At 61.4% G+C, this 6,850-nt stretch carries 4 protein-coding genes; 3 read left to right on the top strand and 1 reads right to left on the bottom strand.

The features are described from left to right. Window positions 1-366, bottom strand: a 366-nt coding sequence (locus B3C64_RS01055; RefSeq protein ID WP_291533118.1) for a hypothetical protein, incomplete at its 3' end; no start/stop codon positions are given. Between the two features lie 294 nt (window positions 367-660). Here B3C64_RS01055 and B3C64_RS01060 point away from each other — a divergent pair. From B3C64_RS01060 to B3C64_RS01070, 3 genes are all read left to right on the top strand, one after another. Continuing rightward, window positions 661-3,456 carry a YhgE/Pip family protein gene (locus B3C64_RS01060; RefSeq protein WP_291533120.1) on the top strand — a complete coding sequence of 932 codons (2,796 nt, stop codon included), beginning with the start codon at window positions 661-663 and terminating at the stop codon, window positions 3,454-3,456. Further along, window positions 3,453-5,645 carry a YhgE/Pip domain-containing protein gene (locus tag B3C64_RS01065; RefSeq protein ID WP_291533122.1) on the top strand — a complete coding sequence of 731 codons (2,193 nt, stop codon included), beginning with the start codon at window positions 3,453-3,455 and terminating at the stop codon, window positions 5,643-5,645. The genes B3C64_RS01060 and B3C64_RS01065 overlap by 4 nt, the downstream gene beginning before the upstream one ends. A gap of 194 nt (window positions 5,646-5,839) precedes the next feature. Further along, the gene (locus B3C64_RS01070) at window positions 5,840-6,523 is read left to right on the top strand and encodes a TetR/AcrR family transcriptional regulator (RefSeq protein ID WP_291533135.1); all 684 of its coding nucleotides are present in this window, start codon (window positions 5,840-5,842) and stop codon (window positions 6,521-6,523) included. Window positions 6,524-6,850 lie beyond the last annotated feature (327 nt).

Genomic DNA, 6,850 nt, shown 5'->3' on the forward strand with positions numbered 1-6,850 from the left:
ACTGATGCCCGCGACGATGGCGATGGCCTTGCCGCCAAGTTTTGCAGGCTTTTTGACCGCCTGCGCGGCCGGGCCTCCGGCAGCCCGTCTACCGAAAGAAGCCGTTGGGCCAAACGGATTCGGCTGCATATCGCGCTGATTCGGCATCGACGCGGCACCGGAAGCATACGGCGCCGTGGAAGCATACGGCGCGGATTCCGATGGGCATGCGGCGGAATCCGCCGCATACGTCGTCGCCTCGGGCTGTCCGGCTTGCGCGTTCACGTAGTTCCCAGCCGTCTGGCCACCGTCGTTGCGCACGGTGGAATCATTGGAATTATTGAATCCGCTGGAATTGTTGATGCTACCAGAATTGAAGTCGGTCATGATGCGGTTCCTTAACGTGATGGGTTCATATGCGTCTGCGCGTTGTCGCTGATGATTATTTGACAACACCCGCTTTGAACGCGGCTGGACAACACTCGGAAGACGTCTGGAAGGTATTTGGGAATTACCTGAAGATGATTACGAAAATCGTTCCCGAAGACGGTATTCGACAATCAGCCGAACACCGTCTATTTGCCTCGCGTATGTCCCGCCGAACGTTATACGATACGCAATGCGTAGCGCTACGTATTGCGTAGTGCCATAATCATCGCCCGTCCTCAATCCGGAGAAACCATGAACAACGTACTGCAGATACTGCGCCGCGACGTCAAACGGCTGATCACCGTGCCGGCGGCATGGGTGATCATGATCGGCCTGATCATGATTCCGCCGCTGTACGCATGGTTCAACATCTACGGATTCTGGGACCCATACGGCAACACCGACGGCATCAATGTGGCCGTCGCCAACACCGACCAAGGCACCGACAACGAACTGCTCGGCAAAGTCAACCTCGGCAAGCAGATCGAAAGCACCCTGAAGAAGAACGACCAGCTCGGCTGGCGGTTCATGAGCAAGGCCGAGGCGATGGAGGCGGTGCAATCCGGCGACTGCTACGCCGCGATCGTCATCCCCGACGATTTCAGCGAAGACCTCGCCAACATCGTGACCGACAGCGCGAACCGTCCGACGCTCGAATACTACGTCAACGAAAAAGCCAGCCCGATCGCGCCGAAAATCACCGACCAGGGCGCCACCACCGTCGACCGCACCGTCAACAACACCTTCGTCTCCACCGTCAGCGAAGTGCTCACCAAAGCCGTGAACTCCGCCAGCGGCAGTCTCGCGGGCAAAGCCGGAAACGTCGCGAACGACGCCATCAACGAGCTGAACACAACCCGCGGCAACGTCACGACCATCCGGTCCACCATCAACGACCTCGACGCGAAACTCGCCGACGTGCCGCGGCAGACGCAATCCGCACGCCAGGCGCTCAACAGCGTGCAGACGGCCGCCGCGAACGCGGGCCAGGGGCTCGCCCAGACCTCCACCGCCATCGGCGACGCACAGAACAGCCTCAACACATTCACCTCCAGCGCGAACAGCGCGTTGGAGAACGGCTCGACGCTCATCGCCCAGGTGACGAACGATTCGACGGCAAGCATCAACAAAGTCTCCACGGCGGTCTCCACGGCCAGCGGCTCCGCGCAGCAAGCCGTCAGCGGCATGCAAAGCGTGACGGACGGCAATGCCAAACTCATCGAAAAGCTCAAGAACATCAGCGACAACGCGCAGTACCAGCAAGCCATCAAAAAACTGGAAGACGCCAACACCACCGCGGCCGGCACCCTCAACGACCTCAAAACGCTGAGCCAGACCACCCAGGCCGCTGCCGACAGCGTGACGAAGCTTTCCGACACGTTCAACACCAGCACGCAGAACACGATGGACAATCTGGGAAGCGCGCGTTCCAGCATCAATTCGGGCGCGCTGCCGCAGCTCAATTCCGGGCTGAGCTCCCTCGCCTCCACCACGGGCGCGTTGTCCGGCACCGTCACCAGCCAGACCGCTCTGGTCCAGCAGGTCTCAACCGTGCTCGACCAACTCGACCAAGTGGCGTCGGACACCCGGACCTCATTGCGGAACACCGACAAGCAGCTCGCCCAGGTCGAAACCAAACTCACCACCGTCGGCACCGACCTGCAGGCGCTGAGCACCGCGAACCTGCTGGAGAAACTGACCGGCAGCTCCACGCTCGACACGAAGAAAATCGCCTCGTTCATGCAATCCCCCACCGTGCTGAACACCAAAAACGTGTATCCGGTGAACTCCTACGGCTCCGGCATGGCACCGCTGCTGACCAACCTCGCCCTGTGGGTGGGCGCGTTCGCGTTCGTGGTGATCTTCAAGGTGGAGGTGGATGATGAGGGCCTCGAAGACCTCGACCTGAGCACCACCGAAAAATATCTGGCACGCTACCTGCTGCTCGGAGCCATGGGCGCCATCCAAGGCGCGGTGTGCACCATCGGCGACCTGATGCTCGGCGTGCAGACCGCGAACGCGCCATCGTTCGTGTTGACCGGCATCATCACCTCGCTGGTGTATCTGAGCATCACCTATGCGCTGTCCACCACATTCATGCATGTGGGCAAGGGATTGTGCGTGGCGTTGGTGATCGTGCAGATTCCGGGCGCATCCGGCCTGTACCCCATCGAGATGATGCCGAAGTTCTTCCGCATGGTATACCCGCTGGTGCCGTTCAGCTATTCGATCGACGCGTTCCGCGAGACCATCGCGGGCATGTACGACGGCCATTGGCTGCAGAAGATCGGCACGTTGCTGCTGTTCGCCGCGGCCGCGTTCCTCATCGGATTGGTGATTCGCCCGCTGCTGGCCAATCTCAACCGCCTGTTCGCCCGGGAAATCAAGGCAAGCGACATGATCATCGGCGAGGAGGTGCAGTTGCCGGAACGCGGCTACACCATGTCCCAGGCCATCCAGGTGCTGGCCGACAAGGGCGGCTACCGCGATGTGATCGAGGACCGTGCGAGCCGTTTCGCGGAACTGTACCCGAAGCTCAAGCGCGGCGCGCTGCTCGCCGGCTTCATCGTGCCGACCGTTTTGGCGCTCGTGTTCTCGTTCACCAACGGCGAGAAGGTCGTGGTGCTGGGCACCTGGATGGTCTGGGTGCTGCTCATCATCGGCTTCCTCATGGTCATCGAATACATGCGCGACAATCTGCGCCGTCAAGTGGAGCTCGGCAGCCTGAGCGACGAGGCGATCCAACGGCTGTTGCTGCAGCGGCAGAACGCACGCATGCGGCGCAGGAAGCGCGCGCAACAGGCACGGCGCGAAAAGCTGCTGCGCAAAACCGGACGGTATTCGGGACGCCACGGAAACGACAGGACGCAACGCGCGCACGTCACGTACACGACCACCGGAACCGAAAGCAACGGCATCGCCGCGCTGGTGCGCAAGCTGAACGCCGCCGGCCAAACCGCCGACCCGAAGAACGCCGGGCATACCGACGCGACCGGCGCTCCGAAGAACCTGAATCCCGCCACCGACACCGAAAGGAGCAACGCATGAGGGCCATCGCCAAACTGTTCGTCGGCGACCTCCGCCGCATCACCAGCAACGTCGTCTCCATCATCATCGTCATCGGCCTGGTGGTGATTCCCGGCCTGTTCACCTGGTTCAACGTGGCCGCCAGCTGGGATCCGTTCTCCAACACCGGCAATCTGAAATTCGCCGTCGCCAACGACGACAAGGGCTACCGTTCCGACCTCATCCCCGTGAAGGTCAACATCGGCGACCAAGTGGTCAACACCCTGCGCGCCAACAGCCAGCTCGACTGGACCTTCACCAGCACGAAAGAAGCCGTGGAAGGCACCAAATCCGGCAAATACTACGCCGCCGTGGTGATTCCGAAGAACTTCAGCACCCGCATGATGACGTTCTTCTCCTCGGACGGCAAACACGCGAAGCTCACCTACTACAACAACGAGAAGAAGAACGCGCTCGCGCCGAAGATCACCGGTCAGGGAGCGGACACCGTCGCCGCGCAGATCAACGAGATGTTCTCCGAAACGCTCACCGGCACCGCGCTGGAGATCGCCTCGCAGCTCGCCTCGCAGCTTGACAAGCCTGAGGCGAAAACACAGCTCACGCAATTCAACGGCAACATCGGCGAATTCGCGACCACGCTTGCCGACACCGCCACCACGCTGAAGACGTTCGGCACGCTGACCCAAAGCGCGCAGCATCTGCTGGACGGCTCCAACACCTTGGTCTCCATGGCCGATAGCAGCGCGAAAACCGCGAAAAACCAGCTCAAACAGACCGAAGGCAGCGTGAACGACCTGACCGGAGCCGTCAAAACCGGCACATCCGCGCTCAGCACCGCGCTGGCCAATTCGGCGAGCAGCTTCGACGCGGTCGCCGACGGCGTCGACACCGTGTTCGACAACGTCGGCACACAGGCCGGCAGCGCGGCGACCGCATTGCGCAATCAGGCGTCGAACGTCACCAAGCAGGCGCAGGAATACCAGAAAATCAGCGATTCCCTGGGAACGCTCGCCAACAGCAGCCTGCTGCCGGATGCGGCGAAAATCGCCATCGAGCATCTGAAAACCAACGTGGACGCCACCATCACGCAGCTCAACGACCTCGCATCATCGCTGAACACCAGCGCCGCGAACATCGACGCGAAAGTCAGCGGCACCACGCAGGAACGCCAGCAGATCAAGCAACTCGCGCAGCAGGCGCAATCGTCGGTCAGCGGCATCAAATCCGACTTCGACAGCCAGCTCAAACCGCAGCTGGACAGCATCTCCAGCTCGATCGGCGGCACCGTCTCGTCGTTGAGCGCCAGCGCCGCGGAACTGAAAAGCTCGTTGGGCGACCTGAACAGCACCACCGCCGACGCCGACAAGCAGCTGGCGGCCATCCGCAAGGTGCTGAATTCCACCGCGGACAGCCTTTCCACCGCGAGCGCCAAGCTCACGACGTTCACCGGTTCGCTGTCGGACGCGCTGAACAGCGGCGACATGAGCGCGGTCAAGGACGTGCTCGGCGGCGACACGGATTCGCTGGCCACCGCATTGGCCGCTCCCGTCAAGGTGAAGCGGACCGCCGTGTTCCCGGTGAAGAACTTCGGTTCGCAGATGACGCCTTTCTATACGTTCCTGCCGTTGTGGGTGGGGTCGCTGCTGATGGCGGTCACGTTGAAGACCACCGTTTCGCGCAAGGTGCGCAGGGAACTCGGCGACCCGAAGCCCCATCAGCTGTTCCTCGGCCACTACGGCGTCTTCGGCGTGATCGCGCTGCTGCAAAGCACGTTCTCGCTGGGCGGCAGTCTGCTGTTCCTGCATGTGCAGGCGGTGCATCCGTGGCTGTTCATGCTTTCCGGATGGGTGAGCAGTCTGGTGTTCTCGTTCTTCGTGTATACGCTGGTCACCAGTTTCGGCAACGTAGGCAAGGCCCTTGGCGTGCTGCTGCTCGTCGTGCAGATCTCCGGTTCGAACGGCGCGTATCCGCTTGCCGTGTTGCCGAAAATCATCGGTTCCATCAGCCCGTTCCTGCCGGCGACGCATTCGATCACGGCCATGCGCGCCGCCATCGGCGGCGTGTACGGCAACGATTACTGGTGTGCGATCGGCTCGCTGCTGCTGTTCATCCTGCCGCTGCTGCTCATCGGATTGGTGCTGCGCATTCCGCTCGTCAAGTTCAACAAGTGGTATGTTGCCAAGGTGGAAGGCACGAAGGTGATCTCATGATGGCCGATGCATCAATCGCGCGGGATTCGGACAAGGGGACCGCCGGTCTGCGGACGCCTGCCGGCGACATGCATGCGCAGGCTAGTGACATGGGCATGCTGAATGTCCGCGCGCAGACACCGGCCGGCGGCACGCATGCGCAGGCCGACGTCACGGATATGCTGGGTGGCGCTGGTGCAGACATCGCATCGACTGTGCGGAATCCGTGCGGAAAGGCCGGTGGGACGCACGGCACGGAACAGAGTGCCGCGAACAGGGGCTGCGGACGGCGCGAACGGCTCCGTGAGCAGACCGACCGCAAGATCATGCGCGCGGCCTTGGAAATCGTCGTTTCCGATGGCGTCGGCGCCGTGACCATCGAAGAGGTGGCACGTCGTTCCGGAGTGGCGAAGACCACGATCTACCGTCGGTACAGGAACGCGGATGACCTGCTGCACCGCATCCAGGTGGAGGCCGCGGGATTGCCCGATTTCAGTGATCTGGATCCATCCCGCGACGGCTTGCGGGCGATGCTGCAGCGTATTCAGGATTGTTTCGACAGTGAATTGGGATTGAAAGCCGTGGGCGCGGTGCTCACTTCCGACAACGACGCGTTGACGGCCATCGCCGAGCAGGTGCTGGCGCCCGCCGAACAGCGCTTTTCCGCATTCGTGAACCGTGGAATCGTCACCAAGGCGTTCCGCGCCGACGTGGACCTCGGATTCCTGTTCGATACGGTGTTGGGCTCGATGCTGGCCTACACCGCCCTGCACGACAAGGCGACATGCGCCGAACCGCTTTCGTCTTCCAAGATGGGCGCAAACAGCACGAACGGCAACGCGGACGGCGCATGGGCGGCGCATATGGCCGGTCTGCTCTGGACAGTCATCGCGGTCTGAATAGTTGGAGCGCCAATTAACGTCACTAGAATTCGCACGATTTCATTTATGCCGGCAACAATCGGAATCGTGCGAAACGTCAACCGCGACCAATACCCCCTAACTGCTGTTTGCCACTCGGGAAACCGGAGAAAGTGAGTTAAATCGCGTTCCTGCATCAGTCGGTTTCGCACAATTTGAAATGACCTAGGGGAAATTGAAATCGTGCGAAGTACTTCGTCCATTCGGGACTGCGTGACCATCTCCCAAAAAACGTCCGCAGCCCACTCTCAGGTAAATACGGAGATCCGGCGGGAACCCGATGAGGATTCAATGGGGACGCGTGGC

It is taken from the genome of Bifidobacterium sp. UBA6881, assembly GCA_002451435.1.
Taxonomy (GTDB): Bacteria; Actinomycetota; Actinomycetes; order Actinomycetales; family Bifidobacteriaceae; genus Bifidobacterium.

Excerpts from the sequence above, each read along its gene's own strand:
- B3C64_RS01060 (WP_291533120.1), top strand. The coding sequence starts at position 661 with ATGAACAACGTACTGCAGATACTGCGCCGCGACGTCAAACGGCTGATC.
- B3C64_RS01065 (WP_291533122.1), top strand. The coding sequence starts at position 3,453 with ATGAGGGCCATCGCCAAACTGTTCGTCGGCGACCTCCGCCGCATCACC.